The organism is Psychromonas sp. (genome assembly GCF_041586535.1).
Lineage (GTDB): Bacteria > Pseudomonadota > Gammaproteobacteria > Enterobacterales > Psychromonadaceae > Psychromonas.
The window spans coordinates 1-22,796 of record NZ_JBFGZY010000052.1 but is presented as its reverse complement, the minus strand read 5'-3'; the positions used below and the strand labels follow the sequence as shown (position 1 = coordinate 22,796).

23 protein-coding genes are annotated in these 22,796 nt (G+C 42.5%); 11 read left to right on the top strand and 12 right to left on the bottom strand.

The features are described from left to right. The coding region (locus ABZA00_RS07690) for an LPS-assembly protein LptD (protein ID WP_372881573.1) at positions 1–695 on the bottom strand (695 nt) is incomplete at its 3' end. A 409-nt stretch (positions 696–1,104) separates the two neighbouring features. Between ABZA00_RS07690 and djlA the strand changes: the two genes are divergently transcribed. The 3 genes from djlA (at position 1,105) to dapD (ending at position 3,589) form a co-directional block, all read left to right on the top strand. After that, positions 1,105–1,911 carry a co-chaperone DjlA gene (gene djlA / locus ABZA00_RS07685; RefSeq protein WP_372881572.1) on the top strand — a complete coding sequence of 269 codons (807 nt, stop codon included), beginning with the start codon at positions 1,105–1,107 and terminating at the stop codon, positions 1,909–1,911. Continuing rightward, entirely contained in the window at positions 1,912–2,448 is a 537-nt protein-coding gene (locus ABZA00_RS07680) for a DUF2937 family protein (protein ID WP_372881571.1), read from the top strand. Positions 2,449–2,560: 112 nt separating this feature from the next. Beyond that, positions 2,561–3,589: a 2,3,4,5-tetrahydropyridine-2,6-dicarboxylate N-succinyltransferase gene (dapD, locus tag ABZA00_RS07675; RefSeq protein ID WP_372881570.1), complete on the top strand. Its 1,029-nt coding sequence runs from the start codon at positions 2,561–2,563 to the stop codon at positions 3,587–3,589. A 74-nt stretch (positions 3,590–3,663) separates the two neighbouring features. Here the strand turns inward: dapD and ABZA00_RS07670 are convergent, their stop codons facing one another. The 8 genes from ABZA00_RS07670 to ABZA00_RS07635 all read right to left on the bottom strand — a co-directional run bounded on the left by ABZA00_RS07670 (position 3,664) and on the right by ABZA00_RS07635 (position 11,704). Further along, positions 3,664–3,963, bottom strand: a complete 300-nt coding sequence (locus tag ABZA00_RS07670) for a YciI family protein (RefSeq protein ID WP_372881569.1) — start codon at positions 3,961–3,963, stop codon at positions 3,664–3,666. Between the two features lie 2 nt (positions 3,964–3,965). After that, positions 3,966–4,535 carry a septation protein A gene (locus ABZA00_RS07665; protein ID WP_372881568.1) on the bottom strand — a complete coding sequence of 190 codons (570 nt, stop codon included), beginning with the start codon at positions 4,533–4,535 and terminating at the stop codon, positions 3,966–3,968. A gap of 455 nt (positions 4,536–4,990) precedes the next feature. Then, positions 4,991–5,803, bottom strand: a complete 813-nt coding sequence (trpA, locus tag ABZA00_RS07660) for a tryptophan synthase subunit alpha (RefSeq protein ID WP_372881567.1) — start codon at positions 5,801–5,803, stop codon at positions 4,991–4,993. Continuing rightward, positions 5,803–6,990, bottom strand: a complete 1,188-nt coding sequence (trpB, locus tag ABZA00_RS07655) for a tryptophan synthase subunit beta (protein WP_372881566.1) — start codon at positions 6,988–6,990, stop codon at positions 5,803–5,805. Before trpB ends, trpA begins: the two co-directional genes overlap by 1 nt. A gap of 59 nt (positions 6,991–7,049) precedes the next feature. Then, the gene (gene trpCF / locus ABZA00_RS07650; protein ID WP_372881565.1) at positions 7,050–8,459 is read right to left on the bottom strand and encodes a bifunctional indole-3-glycerol-phosphate synthase TrpC/phosphoribosylanthranilate isomerase TrpF; all 1,410 of its coding nucleotides are present in this window, start codon (positions 8,457–8,459) and stop codon (positions 7,050–7,052) included. After that, the gene (gene trpD, locus ABZA00_RS07645; RefSeq protein WP_372881564.1) at positions 8,453–9,475 is read right to left on the bottom strand and encodes an anthranilate phosphoribosyltransferase; all 1,023 of its coding nucleotides are present in this window, start codon (positions 9,473–9,475) and stop codon (positions 8,453–8,455) included. The genes trpCF and trpD overlap by 7 nt, the downstream gene beginning before the upstream one ends. Beyond that, positions 9,476–10,078 (bottom strand): aminodeoxychorismate/anthranilate synthase component II, encoded by a 603-nt coding sequence (locus tag ABZA00_RS07640; protein WP_372881563.1) that lies wholly within the window; start codon positions 10,076–10,078, stop codon positions 9,476–9,478. 3 nt (positions 10,079–10,081) lie between these two features. Continuing rightward, positions 10,082–11,704, bottom strand: coding sequence for an anthranilate synthase component 1 (locus tag ABZA00_RS07635; protein WP_372881562.1), 1,623 nt, complete (start codon positions 11,702–11,704; stop codon positions 10,082–10,084). Positions 11,705–12,155: 451 nt separating this feature from the next. Here ABZA00_RS07635 and ABZA00_RS07630 point away from each other — a divergent pair, with 451 nt between their 5' ends. The 4 genes from ABZA00_RS07630 to galU all read left to right on the top strand — a co-directional run bounded on the left by ABZA00_RS07630 (position 12,156) and on the right by galU (position 15,795). Then, on the top strand, positions 12,156–13,025 hold the full coding sequence (locus ABZA00_RS07630) for a PHP domain-containing protein (RefSeq protein WP_372881561.1): 870 nt from the start codon (positions 12,156–12,158) through the stop codon (positions 13,023–13,025). After that, positions 13,022–13,642 carry an L-threonylcarbamoyladenylate synthase gene (locus ABZA00_RS07625; protein WP_372881560.1) on the top strand — a complete coding sequence of 207 codons (621 nt, stop codon included), beginning with the start codon at positions 13,022–13,024 and terminating at the stop codon, positions 13,640–13,642. The genes ABZA00_RS07630 and ABZA00_RS07625 overlap by 4 nt, the downstream gene beginning before the upstream one ends. Positions 13,643–13,930: 288 nt before the next feature. After that, positions 13,931–14,806 carry a 23S rRNA pseudouridine(2605) synthase RluB gene (gene rluB, locus ABZA00_RS07620; protein ID WP_372881559.1) on the top strand — a complete coding sequence of 292 codons (876 nt, stop codon included), beginning with the start codon at positions 13,931–13,933 and terminating at the stop codon, positions 14,804–14,806. A 164-nt stretch (positions 14,807–14,970) separates the two neighbouring features. After that, positions 14,971–15,795, top strand: a complete 825-nt coding sequence (gene galU, locus ABZA00_RS07615) for a UTP--glucose-1-phosphate uridylyltransferase GalU (protein WP_372881558.1) — start codon at positions 14,971–14,973, stop codon at positions 15,793–15,795. Positions 15,796–15,857: 62 nt separating this feature from the next. Here galU and murQ read toward each other — a convergent pair whose 3' ends face one another. Next, positions 15,858–16,769 (bottom strand): N-acetylmuramic acid 6-phosphate etherase, encoded by a 912-nt coding sequence (murQ, locus tag ABZA00_RS07610; RefSeq protein ID WP_372881557.1) that lies wholly within the window; start codon positions 16,767–16,769, stop codon positions 15,858–15,860. Positions 16,770–17,089: 320 nt separating this feature from the next. Here murQ and ABZA00_RS07605 point away from each other — a divergent pair, with 320 nt between their 5' ends. After that, positions 17,090–17,500, top strand: a complete 411-nt coding sequence (locus tag ABZA00_RS07605; protein ID WP_372881556.1) for a CidA/LrgA family protein — start codon at positions 17,090–17,092, stop codon at positions 17,498–17,500. Between the two features lie 2 nt (positions 17,501–17,502). Beyond that, the gene (locus tag ABZA00_RS07600) at positions 17,503–18,180 is read left to right on the top strand and encodes an LrgB family protein (protein ID WP_372881555.1); all 678 of its coding nucleotides are present in this window, start codon (positions 17,503–17,505) and stop codon (positions 18,178–18,180) included. A 57-nt stretch (positions 18,181–18,237) separates the two neighbouring features. Here ABZA00_RS07600 and purN read toward each other — a convergent pair whose 3' ends face one another. Next, entirely contained in the window at positions 18,238–18,900 is a 663-nt protein-coding gene (gene purN / locus ABZA00_RS07595) for a phosphoribosylglycinamide formyltransferase (protein ID WP_372881574.1), read from the bottom strand. 6 nt (positions 18,901–18,906) lie between these two features. Further along, complete coding sequence (gene purM / locus ABZA00_RS07590) at positions 18,907–19,947, bottom strand: phosphoribosylformylglycinamidine cyclo-ligase (protein ID WP_372881554.1); 1,041 nt, start codon at positions 19,945–19,947, stop codon at positions 18,907–18,909. A 680-nt stretch (positions 19,948–20,627) separates the two neighbouring features. Between purM and ABZA00_RS07585 the strand changes: the two genes are divergently transcribed. Then, positions 20,628–21,692 (top strand): DUF2066 domain-containing protein, encoded by a 1,065-nt coding sequence (locus ABZA00_RS07585; protein ID WP_372881553.1) that lies wholly within the window; start codon positions 20,628–20,630, stop codon positions 21,690–21,692. A gap of 12 nt (positions 21,693–21,704) precedes the next feature. Beyond that, positions 21,705–22,433, top strand: a complete 729-nt coding sequence (gene hda / locus ABZA00_RS07580; RefSeq protein WP_372881552.1) for a DnaA inactivator Hda — start codon at positions 21,705–21,707, stop codon at positions 22,431–22,433. Positions 22,434–22,796: the final 363 nt, after the last annotated feature.

Below are 22,796 nucleotides of genomic sequence, written 5' to 3'. Positions count from 1 at the left end.
GCCAGTTCAAAGGTTGGAAATAACAGGCCGGTTTTACGTTTGTCAGAAACCGGATAAGTCACGTAGGGCAGATAAAAAACAGGCACGTCTTTTATTCTGAGGATTGCGTTATAGGCACTGCCTACACCGCTGTCATTATCAATATACAGTGTTGTTGAGTCAATTGACCAGGTATTGTCTTCCGGCGGGCAGGCACTGTAGGAAGCTCTTTTCAGTTCATATTGATCCTGACCGTTGTCATAAACACTATCAGCATCTCCACGGCCACTGCGGCCATGAAATTGATATTCAGTTTGGTATAAGGCGGTTTCGTCGGTCTTTAGTTGCCTTTCGATAGTGTCTGCAGAGAGAGTAACCAGGCCATTGTTAAAGTTAACATTGCCTTCGGCAATCACCTTCTCCTGCTCAATATAATAAGTTAAGGTGTCAGCGCTGAGGTTTTTATCTCCTTGAGTGAGGTGAACATCTTCTTCATAGGTCAATCGCATTGGCGAGCCGTATAATCTGGCTGCCTCAATATTAACTGGCTGTTGTTCAATCGGTAGGGGATTGGGATCATCTACCCGCGCCGGTACGTTGATATAACACTGATGAAAAAAAAGTTCAGTATCACGTCCTGGATTTGTTGATGCTTCTTCTGTAGCCCCTGCAGTTAAGGAGAAGAAAAAGAGTAATGAAGGCGATAATTTTAGCATGAACAACTCACAAATCTTGCTTAGGGACTAAAAACGCTAAGCTGAAATAAAATAAATAAAGCAGATCTGGTTATAATAGAGCAAACTTAACAGAGCTCCAATCTTTGTTGCTTATAAATATGCTAAAGTTCTGTATTTCAGGTGAAAAGTTGGCAAAATAACGAATAGTTAGTCAAAATGAGAAGAATTTCGATTTTTTACTCTTTCTTTGGTAGCAAGCGTATTATAGATGTGATCTTGTATTGCGCCGGAAAAATCAACACTAGCAGGGTATGAGTTGCAGTAAGCAGTTGTTCATTTTCAACACTCATCACGCAGATAGAGGGGATTTTAACCGGCAAGGCTGAACACTTATTTGATGCAGTTGCTATAAATAGGCTCTTTTTATAAAACAAGGTATTTTAACGTTATGCGCATATGGGGAAAACTACTCGGCGGCTTTTTCGGTTTTATGTTTGGTAATTTTTTGGGAATGCTGTTGGGTATATGGTTAGGGCACCGTTTTGATCGTGCGCTGGCTTACAATTTCAGTATCCAAAATGGTTTATTCGGTAAAGCCGTCAGCAGCCAGGAAAGGCAAAAAATATTTTTTAACGCAACCTTTTCTGTGATGGGGCATATTGCCAAGGCCAAAGGGCAGGTAACACAAACTGATATCCAGATTGCCAACGCTTATATGGACCAGATGCGTCTGCAGGGCGCGGCTCGAGAACAGGCACAAGCTTCCTTTTCACAGGGGAAACAAGCTGATTTTTCACTTCAGGATACCCTTGCTGAGTTTACTCAGATGGTGCGTGGTGAACGCAATGTACTGCAGATGTTTTTGGGCATTCAGGTTCAGATTGCTTTTTCTGACGGTATTATCGATGCTAATGAAAAAAGTATTTTATATAATATTGCCGAGCAGTTAGGCTTTTCAAGGTTTGAGCTGGATCGCTTATTACAAATGATTGAAGGTCAGCAGCACTTTCATCAGGGGCAGCAAAGGCAAACCCAGGCGGCCACTGAACAAGACTCATACAAAGTACTGGGTGTTGAAGAACATAGTTCTGATAAAGAGATTAAACGTGCTTATCGCAAACTGATGAGCCAGCACCATCCGGATAAGTTAGCATCCAAAGGTTTGCCTGATGAAATGATGAACCTTGCCAAAGAAAAGGCGCAGGATATTCAACGTGCTTATGAGACGCTGCGAACCTCCCGGGGATTTAAATAAGTGTTACTCGCCCTTCTGCAACGTTACAGTTTAAAACTGGTTTTTGCACTGACGCTGTTATTAGGGCTACAAATTCCCAATTTTTTACAGCAATATGAAATTCGTTTAGATAGCCATTATATTGAAGCAAAAAATCAGTTAAACGCCTATCAGAGACTTGCTGACCGTTATTTTTCCGGTAATTTACAAGCTTTGATCAGCACCCATAAAAACGATCCAAAAAAACTCTTTCAGGATGAAGCCTTAGTGGTCGAAGACCTGGTCAATCGTGTGCATTACCTGCAAACACAAAAAGACTCCCTGAATGTTACTCTTACAAAACGTTTACTGTTTTTAGCCGGGCAGGTAAATAGCCCGCTATTTCATGAAACCAGAGTTAACTACCAGGCTGAAATTATACTCAATAAAAATGCTATTAGCGTGGGATTGGTTTGTGCTCTTATCTCCTCACTATTATTAGAATTCGTGTTTTTTATTTTTGCAGCAGGATTAAAAAAATTCTCTTTTCCCCGAAAATCAAAACCAGCAGAGCTGTAAGCAGTCACTTTAGGCATCTATTTACTATAAGTTTAAGCATAACTCTGTGATCTGAATCTTTATTGTGATTTAATGAAATCTTATATTGAATATTTACAACGGAGTTATATTAATGTCGACTTTTGCACTTGCTTTTGGTACCGCTACAAAAAATCGTGATCAAAAAATTATCGAAGCTTTTTTTCCTAACCCAATCTTAAATCCAAGTGATGATTTGGTTGCAGTTATCGGCGCTATTGCCGGTTATGAGCAGGGTAATCAGGTTATTGAAGTAACGGCTGAAATGTCAGAGCAGTTAGCAGCAGCTTTTAATGGCGCGAATGACAGTGCAAATGCGGATTTTGCAACTGCAGCGGCTAAATCAACTCAACCTTTAGTATTAGTCATCTTAGCGACAGATACTGTACCGCAAAGTCCTGCTGAAGGGTTTCTAAAACTGCAGCTTATCTCGCATCGTTTAGTTAAACCCCACGGTTTAGTATTAGATGGCGTTTTTGGCGTTTTGCATAATATTGCCTGGACTAATAAAGGCGCGATTGATCTTCCTGAACTGGCTGAACGTCAGATTGAAGCACGTTTAAATGGCGAAACCCTGACTGTCGATTGTGTTGATAAATTCCCTAAAATGGTTGATTACATTGTACCAGGCGGGGTACGTATTGCAGATACTTCACGAGTACGTTTAGGCGCGCACGTTGGCGAGGGCACAACCGTAATGCATGAAGGTTTCATCAATTTCAATGCCGGTACAACGGGCGTCAGCATGGTGGAAGGGCGTATTTCTGCGGGTGTGATGGTCGGTGAAGGCAGCGATATCGGTGGCGGTGCATCTATTATGGGGACATTAAGTGGCGGCGGTAAAATGGTTATCGCAATCGGAGAAAATAGTCTGTTAGGGGCTAATGCCGGTTTAGGTATTCCACTTGGCAGTCGCTGTACCATCGAGTCAGGCTTATATGTTACGGCCGGTTCAAAAATTAAAATGCTGGATAAAGAAGGTAAAGAAGCCGGTTATGCAAAAGCGCGTGAACTTGCCAATAAAGATGATCTGCTTTTCCGCCGTAATTCAATGACCGGACAAATTGAATGTTTAGTGAATAAAAGTGCAGTTGAATTAAACAGCATGTTACATTCAAACTAATCTTTTAATAGATAAACCGGGAATACAAAAAAGGGACTCCATTGAGTCCCTTTTTCAATGCTGCGGATAAATGCTTAAGGTAAAACCTTTTTAAAGGGTTTAACAACTACCTGAGCATAAACGCCGGCAGCAACATAAGGGTCTGCATCCGCCCATGCCTGCGCCTCTTTTAAACTGTCAAATTCAGCGATAACCGTCGAACCAGTAAACCTCGCTTGAGCAGGATCTTCGCTGTCAACAGCAGGCATCGGACCGGCTACCAGTAAACGGCCCTGCGCATTTAATTCCTGCAGTCGGGCAAGGTGTGCCGGGCGTGCCTGTTGGCGTAAACTTAAACTGTTTTCCACATCCTGTGAAAAAATGACATATAACATAATTATTCCTCTGATTTTTTATCGGCTGACAGCGTTTTTTCCACTGCCACGGGTATATATTTGTAGATATAAAAACCGCTTAATACAGTGAAGGCCAGGGTCGCAGCTAATAAACCAAAGACTTTAAAGTTAACCCAGATCTCCTGAGATAAACTAAATGCCACATAAACATTAACGCCTCCCAACACGGCAAAAAATAGTGCCCAGGCCATATTCAGATTATTCCAGATGTTCTCAGGCAGGCTGAGCTCTTTGCCCAGCATCTGCTTGATAATCGGTTTTTTAAAGAGTAACTGGCTGGCCAGCAGGGCTACACTAAACAGAATGTAAACCACAGTAACCTTCCATTTGATGAAGGCATCATCATGCAAAACAAGCGTTAATGTCCCGAATAACACAACCATCACGAAGGTAATAACATGCATTTTTTCAACTTTACCATTTTTGTAATAGTTAAACGCAAGCATTAACCCCATGCTGACCATTAATGAGCCCGTTGCGGCATAAATATCGACCATCTTAAAGACAACAAAAAAGATAATCAGCGGGATAAATTCAAAAAATTGTTTCATGTTCTTCTCTATCTTAGTTAGGACGTATTGACCTTTCGCGGTTGATTTTTGTTCGAAATAAAAGTCTGTTGATCGCGACGCGAGGTTTGTCTCTTAGTCATTCTAAGTAAATACCTCGCAGCTATACCCATGTTACTTCAAAATGCTTTGTCAGGCACGAGCTCGAAGACCAGAGCAAGACGCAACATGAGGTAATGGTTATTCCCTTTTCGATTGGTGCAACGCAGCACTGGTTTTCGAGCTGGCGCCCCGTAGGGCAAGGTAAATTGCACCAATCTGCTTTGTTATACAATTTCTATGTAGAATAACTATACTTCAATTTTATGCCTGGCATCTCGGCACAATTTGCCTTGCTGACTTTGCATCTTGAAGTATCATGGGTATATACCTTTCAACAAAGAGCAAAACGCCAGAGTGCAAAGTCACTTTAAAGTAAGCTTAGCACCTTTACCAGCTTATTTTTTATGGGTCGCTGCTTTCATTTTACTGATAAACTTATGCATTTCAGAGAGCAGTTTAACTGGTTCATCGAGATGATTTTCGATAATTTTAACCACTGCTGAACCTGAAATGGCACCGGCAGCACCTGCTTTAATAGCTTCACGAACCTGTTCCGGCTTGGAAATACCAAAACCAAGCAGTGACGGTGGCGCATTATATTTGTGTAATGTCTTGAGCATATGATCAACGGGCATACCTGCTTTCGCATCAGCTCCGGTGACACCGGCGCGACTTAATAAGTAGGTATAACCCTGCCCGTATTCGGCCACTTGTTGTAATGTTTCCTGATCACCATTTGGCGGTGCAATAAATATCTGCTGGATAGCATACTTTTTAGCAGCGGCGCGGTAAGGGGCGCTTTCTTCAAGGGGCACATCCGCTATCAGTAAAGAATCGACACCCGCTTTAGCACATCGTTCATAAAAATTTTCAATACCATTGCGGTAGACAAGGTTAACATAAAGTAACAAACCGATAGGAATGGTCGGATGTTTACGGCGTATTTCGGCAATCATTTCCAGACAGGTATCAGGTGTAGCACCGGCAGTCAGCGCGCGGGTTGAAGCATCCTGAATAACCACACCATCGGCTACAGGATCTGAAAAGGGGATGCCCAACTCCAGCGCATCTGCACCTGCGTCAATCAAGGTATCAATAATTTTAAGAGACATGCCACGATCCGGATCGCCAAGGGTAACAAAAGGAACAAATGCACCCTGGTGTTCCGTTTCGAGGCGGGAAAATAATGCTTGGTAACGTTTGCTCATCAGATAATTCCTCTTTCTTCAAAAATGTCAGCCACGGTAAAGATATCTTTATCACCTCGTCCGGATAAGTTCACAATAATGATCTGTTCTTTATCATCATGCTCAATCAGTTTTAAGGCATAGGCTAATGCATGGGCGGATTCAAGTGCGGGAATAATACCTTCATTTAAAGAAAGCGCCTGAAAAGCAGCCAATGCTTCATCATCGGTGGCATTAACATATTGAGCGCGGCCGGTTTCTGCGAGGTGTGCGTGCTGCGGACCAACGGAAGGGAAATCCAGTCCGGCAGAGATTGAGTAGGACTCTTTAACCTGCCCGTGTTTGTCCTGCATCATCAATGAATGCATACCAAAGAAAATACCTTTAGAGCCATAGGAGATAGGGCAGCCGTGTTCGCCCGTTTCAATACCGTGTCCGCCGGGCTCGACACCGATCAGCTGCACACCCGGATCGTCAATAAAATCAGCGAACATGCCGATTGCATTTGAGCCACCGCCAACGCAGGCAATCACTATATCAGGCAGCACACCCTCTTTTTTTATCACCTGCTGTTTTGCTTCTTCGCCGATCATTTTTTGAAATTCGCGGACAATGGTCGGGAAAGGGTGCGGACCAGCTGCCGTGCCTAATAAATAATGTGATGTTTCGTAACTTCCCGCCCAATCGCGCAGGGCTTCGTTACAGGCATCCTTTAAGGTTGATGAGCCGGAATGAACCGGAATCACTTCCGCACCCATTAAGCGCATCCGGAAGACATTAGGTTTCTGACGTTCGCAATCGACTGCACCCATATAAATACGGCACTTTAGTCCCAGTAAAGCACAAGCTAATGCGGTTGCAACACCGTGTTGACCGGCTCCGGTTTCAGCAATAATTTCATTTTTCCCCATACGCTTTGCAAGCAGGGCCTGGCCTAATACCTGATTGGTTTTATGCGCACCGCCGTGCAGGAGATCTTCGCGTTTCAGGTAAAGCTTGCTTTTTTTACCTTTGGTCAGGTTGCGGCACAGTGTTAAAGGTGTCGGACGACCGGCATATTCAGTTAACAGCTCAGAAAACTCGGCCAGAAATTCAGGATCTTGCTGTGCTTTTAAAAATTCAGCTTCCAACTGTTTTAATGCCGGTACCAGAATTTGCGGAACAAACATACCGCCGAATTGTCCGAAATAAGAATTTAGTTTTTCCATTTTTATAAACCTTTTATGTTACTTAAGGTGTTTCCTGTGTAGAGGAAACCAATAATATTTTAGCGTCTCATATAACGTCTGATTGCAGTAAATGCGGCGTTTATTTTTAGCGGATCTTTTTTACCCGGGGCAGATTCAACACCGGAATTGAAATCTAAGCCGGCACAGCCTAGCAAACAGGCCTGCTGTGCATTCTCCGGAGTTAAACCGCCGGCGAGAATAATTTTACTTTTAAGTTCCTGGTCAAGATCTTCTAATAATGTCCAGTCAAAAGCACTGCCTGTACCGCCTGTTTGCCCGGCAATACGTGTATCAAGCAGGTGTTTTTGGACATTAAATTTTGTAAAATCCGGTAGCGTGTCGCTCACCCCATGGGCTTTCCAAATTTCACAATTTTTCGGCAATATTTCACGTAATAATTTGATATATTTAGGGTTTTCATCTCCATGCAACTGCACGGCCGCGAGTCCTAATTGCTTGACAGTATAACTGATTAACTCCGGATCTTCATTTTGAAAAACACCAACATATAATAATGGTGCGCCGAGCATCACCAACCGGGCTTCTTCCATATCCACAAAACGGGGGGATTTTTCAACAAAAATTAACCCCCCGTAAACCGCGCCGGCTTTATACACATCGGCAGCGGCTCTTGCATGGGTCAAACCACAGACTTTGTTACTGCCTGAAATCAGCTTCCGGCAGGCTCTGTCAATATTTGCCTGACTCATAATGGAGCTGCCGACTAAAAAACCGTTGGCATATTGACTGAGCTCTTTCACCTGACTGTGGTTATAAATCCCCGATTCGGAAATAACGATCCGATCTGCCGGTATTTTCGCTGCCAGCTCTTTAGTACGAGATAAATCAATGCTTAGATCACGTAAATCACGGTTATTAATGCCGATGACTTTTGCATTTAAGGCAATTGCCCGTATTAACTCATGCTCATTACTGACTTCCGTTAAGACTCCCATATTCAGGCTATGTGCAGTATCACGGTAAGCCTGGTAAGCATCATCGTCTAACACTGAAAGCATTAATAATATTGCATCGGCCTGATAAAAGCGCGCCAGATAAATCTGGTAAGGGTCGATGATAAAATCTTTGCACAAAACCGGTTGGGGAACCTGCCCGCGGACTTTGCTGACATACTCAAAATCCCCCTGAAAGTACTTTTCATCGGTTAATACCGATATCGCACTGGCATAGTTTTTATAGGTGCCGGCAATCAGGTCTAAATCAAACTCTTCGCGGATCAGCCCCTTTGATGGTGACGCTTTTTTGCATTCTAAAATAAACACACTTTCCGGTTTATCCAACGCGCTATAAAAATGACGATCACTTTCGCTTATTTTATCTTTAAAGCTGATCAGAGGTTGCTGCTGCTTACGTGCTTTAACCCACTCTAACTTATCGTCCACAATCTTTCCCAGAATCGTATCTTGTAGACTTTTATCATTTAACATTGGCTTCGCTCCGCAAGTGCTGTTAGTAGTTGTAAAGGTTTACCGGTCTGCATCATTTCCAACGCTTGTTTGGTGCCGTCTTTAAAGTTATCCGCTTTACCGTTTAACACCAGTAATGCAGACACATTAATGGCAACGGCAGCTTGTTGCGCATCGCTTCCCTGTCCCTGTAAGATTTTTTCAATAATAATTTTATTTTCTGATGCATCACCACCGAACAGCGCTTCTACAGGATAACGCTGCACACCAAAATCTTCCGGTGTTAAACTGTATTCTCTGATTTCACCATTATTGAGTTCGGCAACCTGTGTTTCACCATGTAATGCAACCTCGTCCAGACCGCTGCCGTGTACGACCATAACACGCTTCATGCCTAACTGTTTATGCACTTCTGCGATTGGTTTTAACAGCTCCGGGGCATACACGCCCATTAACTCAAATTCAGGACGGGCGGGGTTGATTAGCGGGCCGAGAAGATTGAAAATTGAACGGGTTTTTAATGCCGCGCGCACTGGTGCGGCAAAACGCATTCCCGCATGATATTGCGGTGCAAAGATAAAGCAGACATTTAAATCATCCAGGCACTGGCGTGCGACCTGTGCGCTCATATTCAGGTTAACTCCGAAAGCGGCCAGTAAATCCGATGAACCGGATTTACTTGATACACTGCGGCTACCGTGTTTGCAAACCTTGACGCCGCATGCGCCTGCAACAAATGCGCTCGCTGTGGAAATATTGATTGTCCCTAAACCATCTCCGCCGGTGCCGACAATATCGCTGAAGTCATAATCAGGACGCGGGAAAGGGGCTGCCTGCGCCAGCAGGGCATTAGCTGCTCCGGCAATCTCCTGCGGTGTTTCACCTTTCATTTTTAAGGCGGTTATGAGCGAGGATAAAATAATGGGATCAACTTGCCCCTGCACAACCTGTTCAAAGAAGGCCTGACTTTGTGCGCTACTTAGCGATTTTGCTGCGTATAATTGTTCTAAAATTTGATATATGTCGAACTGGCTCATTTAAAGGTTCTCCGTCACTAAATTTAAACTGTTTTCCAATAGTTTTGCGCCTTCACAGGTTAAAATAGATTCCGGATGAAATTGGAAACCTATTACTTTATCTGCCTGGTTGTATACGGCCATACACATGCCGTTAAAGTGTGCGACTATTTCCAGCGATGACGGCACCGAAGAGCCGATCAGGGAATGGTAACGGGCCACGGAAAGAGGCTGGCTTAAACCGCTGAACATGCGATTTGCACAATGTTCAATTAATGATGATTTGCCGTGCATGACCTGCTCAGCCTGACCGACCACGCCGCCGTACTGTTCAATGATCGCCTGATGACCTAAACAAATCCCAATCATTGGAATTTTTCCCCGGCATAAAGCGATCAATTCAATCAGGCAACCGGCAGCACTTGGCGTCCCCGGCCCGGGGGAGAGAATTAACACCACGTTCGTTTCACAGGCATCAATATGCGCTTTAACCTGAGCGGCAGGTAAATTATTGCGATAAATTTTTACCGGATAACCTAAGGCTTTAAATTGATCCACCAGGTTGTAGGTAAAGGAGTCAAAGTTATCAAGAAAAAAGAGTGTTGGTTTTGTGGTTCTCTCCATCTGCTACTCTCCAGAGGCTGTGGTTGATGAGGATGGTTCTGCTGAAGATACTTCGGCCAGTGTGGTTCCGTGCGCCAGGGCAATTGCATTTAATACCGCAGCGGCTTTATTACGGGTTTCGTCGGCCTCTGCCTGTGGCACCGAGTCAAATACCACCCCCGCGCCTGCCTGTGCTTGCGCAATGCCTTCTTTTACAAAAGCGGAGCGGATAACGATACAGGTATCCATGTCACCTCTACCATTGATATAACCGACAGCCCCGCCGTAACTGCCACGGCGTTTTTGCTCTACCTGACGCACTAGGTTCGAGGCACTGATTTTAGGCGCCCCGACCAGCGTGCCCATATTCATACAGGCCTGATAAGCATGTAGCGCATCTAAATCTGTACGTAACTTACCGATAACCCTGGAAACCAGGTGCATTACATGGCTGTAGCGATCTACTTTTAATAAGTCAGCAACATGGCGGGTTCCCGGCTCGCTGATCCGTGCAACGTCATTACGCGCTAAATCAACCAGCATTAAATGCTCGGATGTTTCTTTATGATCTAAACGTAATTCCAGCTCCAAACGGCCATCTAAGTCTTTGTTGATTGAACCATCGGGATTAAATCCACGTCGGCGCGTACCGGCAATCGGATAAATCTCCACATCATTTGAGGACTGCGTGTATTTAATAGCGCTTTCCGGCGACGCGCCGAATAAGATAAAGTCACTGTCCTTTAAATAAAACATGTAAGGGCTTGGGTTGGTTTCTTTGAGTTTTGCATAAGCGCCAATCGGATTAGGGCAGGCCAGAGAGAAGCTTCTTGAAGGCACTACCTGAAAAATATCACCCTTTACGATGTGCTTTTTAAGGTGTTCAACAATACCACAATAGGTCTCATCGGAAACATCAGTTGTTACTTTCCCGGTTAATGGTATGAGCGGATTTTCAGGTGTTTCAAAATCGCTGCATTGCTGTTGTATCTGGGTCAGGCGAGCGCTCAGACGTTGCTCATTTTCATCAGAGTGTAAACCGCCAAAGACTGAGGCAAGTATTTCTCCTTTTTGTTGTTGATGATCCTGAATCATTAATGTTTCAGCGACATAAAAGATAAAATCAGGACAGCTGTTGTCACTGTCCGGTACATCCAGCAAATCTTCGAAGGTGGCAATAAAATCATAAGCAAATATACCACCCAGAAAAAGCGCCTGCTGATGAGAAGATTGCGTTTTAATACCTTTGACAATAAAACGCAGGGCATCGACCGGTGAGGATGATTTTAAACGCTGTTCTTCATCGCCGCTGCTATCGGATTTTGGGAAATTAAGCTGTAATTGGCTGGGGCTATGTTTGCTGATTATTGTTGTGGGGAATTGCGGGGTAATGAAAGTAAGCAGGTCTTTGCCGTTGTCTGTTAATGCGTCCAGGGTGACGGTCAGACCGTGGCAGGTTATTTTCATGCAGGCATCAATCAGCATTAAGCTTTTAAGATGGGCTTTACTTTCAATCTCTGCGGAATCAAACAATAAATGGTTGTCGCTGTTCGCACTGAAGGTTTGAAACAAACCGAGGGAGTCGCTGATATATTCGCAGTCTACAGAAATACTTTTTAAAACGCCGATGGGATGATTAGTATTCATTTTTTGTCCTTTGAAGTTCGATTTATTGATGGTTTACTGACTGTTTAGATTTGCCATCGCCAACACTGTTGAAGGACTTTATTTATATTATTCATGTCTGTTCTCGAATCTTTTATTAAAAGCCAATGCCCAAATACAAAAAAAGCCCGCATAGTGCGAGCTTTAATTTGTTTTTTTGAAAATATACAGATATAAAAAAAACTCATTGCCCGCTTAGGAAAATGAGTGCCACCAATAATCTTTAAGAGAAATTGTCATTAAAATCATATATCATGCATTCCATAAATTCAGGCAACCATTTTTTGCGATTATGCTTTTAATGTCAAGGTGATTTTTAGGATATTCTTGTTATTTGAATTTCATCCGCCTTAAACCCGGGCTACTTCAAGTTGCTGATTTTTGAAACTTGATGTGCTTGCATTATGCTTACTTTTACAGACTTCGGATATCCATGTTAATTGACCTTCATTCACATACAAAAGCTTCAGATGGACAGTTAACGGCCAGAGAGTTGGTTGAACGCGCAGCTAATCGTCAGGTGCATATGTTAGCTATTACAGATCATGATACGGTTGACGGACTAGCCCAAGCGCGACAAACGATTATTGATAATAATCTCAACTTGATACTCATTAATGGCATTGAAATAACCACCAATTGGTTAAATCATGAAATACATGTGATCGGCCTTAATATCGATCCTGCGCATCCTGCATTAAGCGACTTAATTGCATTACAAAAAGACAAGCGTGAAGCGCGGGCCATTGAGATGGGGGCGCGTTTAGCAAAAGCTAAAATACCCGGGGTTTACGAGGCCGCCAAACAGCTCGCGGGTGACGGTGCAATTACGCGGGCACATTTTGCTCGTCATTTAGTAGAGATAGGTGTCTCGCCGACTTTTCAAAAAGTCTTCGACAAATATTTAAGTCGTGGTAATACTGGATATGTACCACATAATTGGGTGGATATTGAATACGCCATAAAGGTTATCCATCAAGCGGGCGGGCAGGCAATCCTGGCGCACCCTGACCATTATGGTTTATCAAACAAATGGATTAGGCGTTTATTGACCGAGTTTAAGCAGTTTAATGGTGATGCTATGGAAGTGGCGATGGGGCAGCAATCCCCGCAAATGCGTTTACAGCTTGCAATCTGGAGTAATGAGTATAACTTGCTCGCTTCGCAAGGCAGCGATTTTCACTTTGTAGGACGCTGGCGCGATTTGGGTAAAGCGCTGCATCTGCCTGATATCGCAACACCAGTTTGGGCCGATTGGCCAAGTTATTTGTCAGCAAACTTAGTAGAAGAAGAAATACGATGAGTCAATTATTTTACGTACACCCTGAAAATCCGCAAGTGCGCTTGATAAAGCAAGCCGTTGATATATTAAAAGCGGGTGGAGTGATCATTTATCCGACTGATTCCGGTTATGCATTGGGTTGTACCATGGAAAATAAACGTGGTCTGGAAAAAGTTTGTCATATTCGTAATATCGATAAAAAACATAATTTTACCCTGGCATGTCGTGATCTGTCGGAAATAGCGACCTATGCACGGGTGGATAATCAGGCCTTTCGGGCACTGAAAAGTAATACCCCGGGAGCTTACACTTTTATTTTTAAATCTACGAAGGATTTACCAAAACGTTTAATGAATCCAACCCGGCGCACTATCGGGATCCGTATTCCGGATAATGTAATTGCATTGGCATTATTAGAGGCATTAAATGAACCCTTAATGACCACCAGTTTAATTCTGCCCGGCAATGATAGTACGGAGTTTGATCCTGAAGATATTCGCGATAAATTAGAGAATCAGGTGGATTTGATTTTACATGGCGGTTACTTAGGTGAAGCGCCGACTACAGTGATCGATTTTTCCGATGATGATGTGGTTATTGCACGTGTTGGGGCGGGGGATATTACCCCGTTCCAATAAAAGTTTGTACTTGAAGCTGCAGGAGTCAGCATCTTCAAGTTGTTTGGATATATCCCCATGATACTTCAAGATGCTTTGCATCTTGAAGTATCATGGGGCTAAGCAGCTGTTCAGGTTTTTCCTGCAGCTATTTTTAATTAAAAACAGTTTGCTGACACTAAAGAAGGTTATCGCCAATATTGATGCCGCCAAACCGATTGATATCTATATCTGCAGGTGGCTGGCATAGATAAGATAAATTCTGCAGTGCTGCTATTGGCATAATGAGAATTACCCAAGGAATATAATATGAGTGAAAAATTACAAAAAGTACTGGCACGAGCAGGTTTAGGATCTCGTCGTAAAATGGAAACCGTTATCCAGGAAGGGCGAGTCAGCTTGGATGGCAAGGTTGTCGGTCTGGGCGAACGGGTTAGCGAAGAGCAGGTTATTCGTGTCGATGGCCATATCGTCAAAAATAAGACGCCTGAAAATACCATCTGTCGGATTCTAGCCTATAACAAACCCGAAGGGGAAATCTGTACCCGCAGTGATGAAGAAGGACGCTCCACGGTTTTTGAACGTTTACCGCGTTTAAAAGGTGCGCGCTGGATCTCTATCGGGCGTTTAGATATCAATACATCAGGTTTATTGCTGTTTACCACAGATGGTGAATTTGCCAATAAAATGATGCACCCGAGCCAGGAAATTGAACGTGAGTATGCGGTACGTGTATTTGGTGAAGTAACCGAGGCGATACTCAACCGCTTACGAATGGGCGTACAGTTAGAGGATGGCGAAGCGAAGTTTTTGGACATCAAAGAGTCTGGCGGTGAAGGCATTAACCGCTGGTTCCATGTTGTCTTAACAGAAGGCCGTACCCGTGAGGTGCGTCGTTTATGGGAAAGTCAGGGGCTGCAGGTAAGCCGGTTAATGCGTGTGCGTTACGGTAACATCATTTTAAATAATCAACTGCCGCAAGGCGGCTGGCAGGAGCTTAATCTTAAAGAGGTCAACTACCTGCGTAAATTAGTGGATATGCCTAAAGAGACTGAATCAAAAGTCAGGGTGGATGAATCTAAATTTACCAATCCGCAGGCCCGTATTCGCCGGGCGGTAAAAAAACATGCGCAGCATCGCAAAGCCAACGAGCGACGCCGCAGCAAGACACGTACTCGCAGTTAAATAATGTGAATCAGAACAAAAAAACATACCTCGGTATGTTTTTTTGTTTAATGAACTATTCTAAATTCGGCAACTTGGGTTTTTATCTTTTGTTATTAATGTTAAATTAATATCACTGATAGCCGAGAATGTTAATTCACCATATTAAAAAGGATAGGAAGCCCATGATTAAAAAGTGTTTATTTCCCGCAGCAGGTTATGGTACGCGTTTTTTACCGGCAACCAAATCAATGCCTAAAGAGATGATGCCCATTGTTAATAAACCGCTAATCGAGTTTGGCGTAGATGAAGCATTAGAAGCCGGTATGACCGGGATGTGTATTGTTACCGGTCGTGGCAAGCATTCATTAATGGATCATTTTGATCTGAATTATGAACTGGAGCACGAAATCAGCGGCAGTCCTAAAGAAGAAAAATTAAAAGATATCCGCTTGATAATGGATCGCGCAAACTTTACTTTTATTCGCCAGCGAGAAATGAAAGGGCTGGGTCATGCCATTTTAATCGGTAAAGAGCTGATCGGTGATGAGCCTTTTGCCGTGGTGCTTGCGGACGATTTGTGTATCAATCCGGATCCAGGTGTTTTAAAGCAGATGGTCGAGTTGTACAAGCAGTTCCGTTGTACTATTGTTGCCGTTGAAGAGGTACCTGAAGATCAGATACATAAATATGGTGTGATCAAAGGTGAAATGATTAAGGATAATATCTACCGTGTTGATGATATGGTTGAAAAACCCGCCCCGGGGACAGCACCAAGTAATTTAGCGATTATCGGCCGTTATATACTCACCCCGGATATTTTTGATATTATTGAAGAGACTGCACCCGGTAAAGGCGGTGAAATCCAAATTACCGATGCGTTATTAACCCAGGCTAAACGCGGCTGTGTACTGGCTTATAAATTTAAAGGTAAGCGTTTTGACTGCGGTAGCGTGCCGGGTTATATCGAAGCAACTAACTATGTCTACGAGAACCTCTATAAAGATTAAGTTGACACCCACAAGCGATGAGCAAGCAAATGCTCATCGTCTTCCCTAACACTCTGATTGTTCTATTCCTTAGCCTCACTAACAACCGCCTGACGGATAAAGCCGTTATTTTTACCTAATAATAATTTAGCCTGTTCGGCATCGCTGTTGGTTAAGAGCATGACAATAGCTGTTTTACAATGGCCGTGGCATTGCGATAATGCAGTTTCTGCTTCTTCCCGTTGGCAATCAGTCGCAGCCATAACAATATTTTTTTGCCGTTCAACGAGTTTCGCGTTTGTTGCCTGCACATCGACCATCAGATTAGTAAATACTTTACCAATACGGATCATTGCGCCTGTTGTAAGCATATTTAAAATTAATTTCTGAGCAGTACCGGCTTTTAAACGTGATGACCCGGTCAGCACTTCAGGGCCAACAACCGCGCAGATTTCAATATCTGCTATGGCCGACATACTACTATCCGGATTACAGCTGATGCTGATCACTTGGGCATTAATTGACTTTGCATAGTGCATCGCGCCTATCACATAGGGGGTACGACCGCTTGCCGCGATACCCACCAGGATATCATCTTTAGTAAAGTTGATATTTTGTAAATCAGATTGGCCAGCCAGCGGATTATCTTCTGCGTTTTCTACTGCTTTTAATATCGCCTGTTGACCGCCTGCTATTAAACCTATTACCTGCTCTGCCGGAGTACCAAAAGTGGGTGGGCATTCACTCGCATCTAAAATGCCCAAACGGCCGGAGGTGCCGGCACCACAATAAATAAGCCGGCCATTTTTTTGAAATGCTGCACTGATTAAGTCAACCGCCTGAGCTATCTCCGGCAGAGCCGCTTCAACAGCCAGGGCGACTTTTTTATCTTCATTATTGATCACTTTAAGCATCTCAAATGTTGAGAGCATATCAATGTTACTGCTTGCAGAGTTGCGACTTTCGGTGATCAGACTGGTTAGCGGTATCGGCATATTGCTGCTCTTTAATTTGTTAGTAAAAAATTTATCGGGCAAGTTATTATACTTATTAACCTCAACTCTGGATAATGAAAGCGTCACTGCCTTTAATATCATGATGTTAAAGTTTTATATTATACAGTGCCGTTAGTTTCGTGTAGTTCAAGGCGAATCATCGCAGCAATAGCGGGCCATTGGGAGATGATTTAACGCAGAAATACGCGTAAATAGCGGTATTGCATCGATTTGCTTATCCAGAGCTGAGGTTTATTACCTTTATTTCCTATGTTTGGATATAATACAACAACCTTCTAAAATTAATAGTTCACCATATCATGAGCAACCTTAACAAACTGCTGCAGCGCTTAAAAGAGTTTAATCTATTTGCAAAAATTATTGATTTTGCAAGAGGTTTTTTAATCATTTTATTGTTTTTAAGCTTTGGAAAACTGCTTGGCAGTTATCTGCCTTTTGTATTCCCCGGCAGTATTTTAGGCTTAATATTATTGTTTTCGTCACTTAGCTTGGGGCTGATTAAGGTTGAATGGATAATGATGTCCGGCTCTCTGCTGCTAAAATATATGGCCGTGTTGTTTATACCCGTCGGGGTGGGGCTGATCAATTATCTGCAGCTCATTTTTGACAACTGGTTTGTGATTTCATTTTCCCTTATTTTTAGCACATTATTAATTCTCTTATCAGTCGGGCACTTGTACCAATATTTAAATAAAAAAGCGGAGCCTTAAGCATGCTGTTGTATTTTTCTTTGCCTTGTACTTTATTGATTTTTTTTGCCAGTAAACGTTTATACGAAATGAAACCTCTGGCTGTATTTCACCCGTTTTTATTGTCGGTTTTATCTCTATTATTAATACATTATTTTTTTAACTTAGATTATTCCGAGTATTCCCGTGGCACTTCTCTGCTCACAGCTTTATTAGAGCCTGCTGTGGTGATTCTGGCACTGCCTCTGTATCTGCAGCTTCACCTTATCAAAGCAAAATTTAATCTTATTTTAGCTGCTTGTGTATTGTCTGTATTTATCGCGTTCAGTAGCGCTTTATTTCTGATGCCGTTGTTAGGGGCTGACCCGCTCACTGCATCTTCTCTGGCGGGGCAGCATGTAACCACACCTATTGCCATGGAAATTAGCCGCAGCTTAAATGGCATTGTTTCACTGACAGCTGCGATGGTTGTTTTTGTCGGTATTATCGGTGCAAGTGGCGGTCTGGCGTTTGTTAAATTATGCGGTATTAAAGATAATCAGGCTCAGGGGGTTGCAATCGGTTGTGCTGCACATGCACTTGGCACGGCAAAGGTGATGGAAAGCGATAAAGTGGCCGGCGCTTTTTCTTCTATTTCACTTATTATCTGCGCAATTTTATCCGCTATTCTGATGCCGTTGTTATATGTGTTACTTTTCTAACGGTAAAAAAAAACCGAAGCGTAACTTCGGTTTTTTTGGGGTTGCATATATTATACGCTAATCAGCAGCGTAGCCATTCACCGGTAATACTACACCATCGAGTACAGCCTGGTTATTGACCATGCTTAAACGGCCGGATAAAAACCACTGTGCGGCTAGCGGATAGATTAAATGCTCCTGGGTTAGTACCCTTTCAGCGAGATCTTCAGCATTATCCTCAGCAAAAATAGGTACTTTAGCCTGTAATACGGTCGCACCGGAATCTAACTCTTCAGTAACAAAATGCACACTTGCTCCGTGCTCTGAATCACCAGCATCAATGGCTCTTTGATGTGTATTCAAACCCTGATATTTAGGTAATAAAGAAGGGTGGATATTGAGCATCCTACCCTGATATTTATCAATGAACTGAGCTGTTAATATACGCATAAAACCAGCCATAACAATAAGATCCGGTTGGTATTGCTCAATTGCTGCAATTAATAAAGTATCGTATTGCTCACGTGAAGCAATACCTTTACTGATAATGACCTGGTTTGGGATACCTGCATCTTGAGCGCGTTGTAAACCATAGGCATCAGCTTTGTTACTTAGCACGGCAACAATTTCAACACGCTGATTGTTCAACTCGGTATTATGTACCTTATCAATCATGGCCTGCAGATTACTGCCGTTACCCGAAAGTAGAACCACAATTTTTTTTGTTACTAACGTGGCCATCATTATTTAATTAATCTCTACTTGCGCTTCATCTTCTGCAGCATCTTCGATATGCCCAAGTACCCAGGCGTTTTCACCTTGAGCTGTTAAAATTTCCACTGCTTTTTCTTTTTCTGCAGCGGGAACAACAATCATCAGACCAACACCACAGTTAAATGTGCGGTACATCTCTTCTGTTGCTACGTTACCATTTTCCTGTAACCAGTTGAAAATAGCAGGCCATTCCCAACTCTTTCCATCTACAACTGCTTTGCTGCCTTGTGGCAATACACGCGGAATGTTTTCCCAGAAACCGCCACCAGTAATATGTGAAATAGCATGAACAGGACAGTTTTTGATTAACTCTAATGTTGATTTAACGTAAATTTTGGTTGGTGTTAATAAAGTTTCGCCAAGAGTTGAATCACCAAACGGCGCATTGGTATCAGCTTGTGCAACTTCTAAAATTTTGCGGATAAGCGAATAACCATTTGAATGCGGACCACTGGAAGCAACTGCAATCAGTGCATCACCCGCAGCAACTTTTGTACCGTCAATAACATCAGCTTTTTCAACAACACCAACACAGAAGCCTGCGATATCGTAATCATCACCTTCATACATGCCTGGCATTTCAGCTGTTTCGCCGCCGATAAGTGAACAGTTAGATAGTTCACAACCTGCGCCGATACCTGTTACAACGTCAGCAGCAACATCTACATCAAGTTTACCCGTCGCATAATAATCAAGGAAAAATAGTGGCTCTGCACCCTGCACGATAAGATCGTTTACGCACATGGCGACTAAATCGATACCGACAGTATCATGTTTTTTCAGGTCTATTGCCAAACGCAGTTTTGTGCCGACACCGTCAGTACCTGCAACTAATAAAGGCTCTTTATACCCGGTTGGTAGTTGACATAATGCGCCAAATCCGCCTAATCCACCCATTACTTCCGGGCGTTTAGTGCGTTTTGCCACACTTTTAATACGTTCAACTAATGCTGTACCAGCGTCAATATCAACACCAGCGTCTTTATAGCTTAAAGAGGTTTTTTCGTTGCTCACTTGCATTCCTCGCAGAATTTAATTTAAAAGCGAATTCGCTTTTATAGAATTTGATGGGTTAAAACAGCGCGCATTTTAGCATTTATACGACAAGGATCTAATTATTTATGCATTGAATTGTCAGTTATAGCAAAACTTTTATAATTTTTTTGTTTAAAGCCAGCTATTAGGGCCTGTTTATCTTTCATCGGCAAACCTGTAGTCGCCTGAAAATCACTCAATCAAGGCGTAAAAAGTGTGGTTTAGTATTCTAAATGAGCTTTGCGCAGCACTGAGTGAGTTATTTTTAGGCACGACCCAAAGGGCTGGGGCTATTTTTCACTCTGACTGCGTTGTCAAATGTTAACTATATACCCATGTTACTTCAAAATGCTTTGTCAGGCACGAGCTCGGAGACCAGATCAAGGCGCAGCATGAGGTAATGGTTATTCCCTTTTCGATTGTTGCAACGCAGATTGGTACAAGTTGCCTTGCTGACTTTGCATCTTGAAGTATCATGGGTATAGATGACTATTACTTAAATTTTACGCCCATGCATATTACAGGGGGATTATTGATAATGTTATTTTTGTGGCTCATATTCCTATAGCAATAATTACTATTAAATATAATTATCAACTTGCAATACGATGATATCTGCTTATGATCACGATATTATTGTTTAAATGGTAGCTATATTAATGAAACTCATGTTCGTGGCACGTAATTTTTTTATCTTGTTCTTTTCGTTCATCTCTTTCACGTCTTGCGTTTTAGCCAATCAGTTTGAAAACCTGTACCAGGGTAATATCATTGTTGATAATCAAAATGATCAGCAGTTAAAAGAACTGGCATTACAACAGGTGCTAATCAAAGTATCCGGTAATGCGCAGATCAATACACTTGTGGAAAGTAAAGAATTATTGAAAAAAACACAGAGTTTATTGTCACAATTTGGCTATAGAAATCTTGCCGGTAAACGCTATTTTATAGCGGTATTCGAGCAAAGTAAGATAAATCAGGCGTTAAAAGAAATGCAGCAACCAATTTGGGGAGAAACGCGTCCTCAGACGCTGGTTTGGTTAGTTGTGGGTGATGATAATGGCCGTGATCTTATTTCTGATAATATGATTAGCAGTGATCAGGATGAGCCTCTCTCTTCTGCATTAAAAACGGAGCAGCAGCAGCGTGGAATCAGTTTACGTTTTCCAATAATGGATCTTGATGATAATTTAGCGGTATCTCTTGCTGATGTTTCCGGCGGGTTTTACGATCAGATTGCAGAGGGTTCGCAACGTTACGATGCCAGTCATTTTATTGTTGCAAATTTACAACAGCAGGATGGACAAACCTGGACTTTAGACTGGGCATTAGTGTATGTAAACCCGCAGTCTAATAAAAATGAAGTTGTTGCATCCAACCAGCTAAGTGGCGATAAATTTATGCTGGTAAGCCAGATGAGCAATGATGTTGCTGATTATTATGCGCAGCAATATGCGGTTCTAGATACAGAAACAGATAAATTTTCTCAATATATCTATATCAGCGGTATTCATTCACTGCAGCAATATGAAAAATTAAATCAGCTATTATCAGGTATCCTGGCGATTGCGTCATATGAAGTTGTCAGTGTTGATATGCAGCAGCTTAAGGTGAAAGTTAAGATAAAAGGCGGCCTTAACAGCTTCAAAAATGCCCTCAGCGTACAAGCTAACTTGCAATTAGATGCTTCTCAAAGTGATGAACTTCACTTTAACTGGCGTTAATTAGGGAATTTCATGCCTCAGGATGAATTACGTTTTCAATATCCCTTATTAGCACTCAAATTTCCCGATGATGAAACCTTCGCGAGCTTTTATCCCGGTCAAAATGCGAGTTTATTAACTCAGCTTAAAAACAGCGTTGTTGGTTTGGGTGAGCCTGTCTTATATATGTGGGGGGAGTCAGGTAGCGGCCGTTCTCATTTATTGCATGCTTTGTGCTCTGAAGTAGATGATCGTGGCGAAAGTGTTGCCTATATCCCACTGCTTCATTATCGCAGTATGACCTTGGATATTTTTGAAAATATGGAGCAGGTAACACTGGTCTGTATTGATGATATCGGCGCAATCGCAGGTAATGAAAAATGGGAAAAAGCGCTTTTTGATTTTTATAACCGCTGGTCTGATAATAAAGAAAATCGCCCGTCTGGTGCAAGTTTAGTACTCTGTGCGAGCAATTTACCTAAACAACTTGATATAAAACTCAATGATCTTGTTTCCCGGTTGGAATGGGGGGCTTGTTACCACTTAAGCCCGCTCAATGAAGAGGATAAACTAGGTGCTCTGCAATTGCGTGCGCAATTAAAAGGAATGAAATTACCCGTCGACGTGGGACGATTTTTATTAAATCGTCTTTCCCGTGATATGAACACCCTGTTAGAGACACTGGATAAACTGGATAATGCCTCTTTAGAGGCTAAACGTAAGTTAACCATCCCTTTTGTCAAAGAGGTACTGGCTTTATAACCCCTATTTAAGAGTCTGTTTATGGCAACCGCCACAGACAGACTCTTTAACTAACCTCAATTCTGTATAAGCAAATCGATACAGTAGCGTTATTTTCGCGTATTTCTGCGTTAAATCATCTCTCAATAGCCAGCTATTGCTTCGAGGATTTGCCTTGAACTACACAAAACTAACAGCACCGTATAATACAAACCTTTAATATTTTTTATATTAAAGGAAATTATACCAATTCCGATAATTAGATGATCTATTTAGGCGTAGAAAAAATGGATGAAAGCAAGGCATTGATTGCAGTAACTAGTTGTTCTAATTACAAAATCAATAACACAGCTAGCATTCATTTTAGCAAGTATAAATGAGTAG